We start from the raw sequence: 1611 nt of genomic DNA on the forward strand, positions 1-1611 counted from the left end.
TAACGTCAAGTTAGTAAGACCCCTTGAAGACGACAAGGTAGATAGGACAGAGGTGGAAGTGCAGTAATGTATGTAGCTGACTGTTACTAATCGGTCGAGGGCATAACCAAAAGGTGATAGGAACAAGAAGGATGAAGAGGAGACTTATCAAAGTGGATTGTATGTGATTTTGAAGGTATATAGTATAGAGCATCTGGAGATTATTTCCAGATGCTTTTAGTTTTATAATAAATTGACTCCTATGCAATTAAAAATATTCATTTCCGGAGGAGAATAGTTGATGAAAAATCAATATCATAAAACAATTTATGCATGCTTTTTGGGGTATATTGTACAAGCAATTGTCAATAATTTTGTTCCGCTGTTATTTTTAACTTTTGAGGAAACCTATCAAATACCATTGTCCAAGATTACACTCCTTGTGACGATTAATTTTGCAGTACAGCTATTGGTGGATTTATTGGCAATTGGATTCGTGGATCGGATTGGATACCGAGTGTCGATTTTAATAGCGCATATTTTTTCAGCAGGTGGAGTATTGCTGTTAACAGTATTGCCGGATAATTGTTCAGAGCCATTTGTAGGTCTTTTGATTGCAGTGATGATTTACGCGACAGGAGGGGGTCTCTTGGAAGTTTTGGTAAGTCCGATAATAGAGTCGTGCCCAACGGATAATAAGGAGGCAGCAATGAGTCTTTTACATTCATTTTACTGTTGGGGACATGTTGGAGTTGTATTTCTTTCCACTGTCTTTTTTGCTGTTTTTGGAATTGACAACTGGAAAATCATGGCGATAATATGGGCATGTATTCCATTGGCGAATACAATTTTGTTCGCAAAAGTCCCAATTGCACCATTGATAGAAGAAGGAGAGAAGGGGCTTACGATAAAAGAGTTATGCTCAAAGAAACTATTTTGGCTATTTCTTTTAATGATGATATGTGCCGGAGCGAGTGAACAAGCTGTTAGTCAATGGGCATCTACATTTGCGGAAAAAGGTTTGGGTGTAAGCAAAACAATCGGAGATCTGGCAGGACCGATGTTCTTTGCAATCTGTATGGGACTTTCCAGAGCATATTATGGAAAATTTGGAGAAAAAATAAATTTGCAGCGTTTTATGATTGGAAGCAGCATGCTATGTGTGGTTTCTTATCTTGGAATTGTATTTTTCACGATACCGACGTTGGGGCTTATTTCTTGTGGAATTACCGGATTATCTGTAGGAATTATGTGGCCGGGAACGTTTAGTATGGCATCGGCGTCCATAAAGAGAGGTGGAACAGCGATGTTTGCGCTGATGGCACTTGCAGGAGATCTTGGATGTGCAGGAGGTCCGACCGTCGTAGGAATGGTTTCCGGTCATTTTGCAGATAATTTGCAGATGGGAACTTTGGCGGCAATTGTATTTCCGGTGATATTATGTGTGGGATTAGCATATACAAAGAAAGTACGAAATGTGTGATTGTGGAGGGATATGTAATTATCTCTCCACAATTTTTGATATAATAGGAAATTCCGATTTTTGTTGGAACAATGAATGAAAATAGCCCGCACAAAGTCGGGCATGAGAACAAGATGACGCTCGTTAGAAGATATAAAAACCTTCTATAC

General features: G+C 39.0%; 1 protein-coding gene and 1 rRNA gene. Both read left to right on the forward strand.

Features of this window, described 5'->3' with window-relative positions; all coding sequences use genetic code 11:
* Positions 1 to 110: ribosomal RNA gene (locus tag ACTQXY_RS15375) — 23S ribosomal RNA — on the forward strand; the annotation flags it as partial.
* Positions 111 to 280: 170 nt separating this feature from the next.
* Positions 281 to 1462: an MFS transporter gene (locus tag ACTQXY_RS15380; RefSeq protein ID WP_441660200.1), complete on the forward strand. Its 1182-nt coding sequence runs from the start codon at positions 281 to 283 to the stop codon at positions 1460 to 1462.
* Positions 1463 to 1611: the final 149 nt, after the last annotated feature.

The sequence above is a fragment of the Faecalimonas sp. LCP19S3_D12 genome (assembly GCF_052121495.1).
In the GTDB taxonomy this organism is placed as follows: Bacteria; Bacillota; Clostridia; order Lachnospirales; family Lachnospiraceae; genus Faecalimonas.

Bases quoted from the DNA above. Each gene is read 5' to 3' on its own strand.
- ACTQXY_RS15380 (WP_441660200.1), top strand. From the start codon at position 281: ATGAAAAATCAATATCATAAAACAATTTATGCATGCTTTTTGGGGTAT.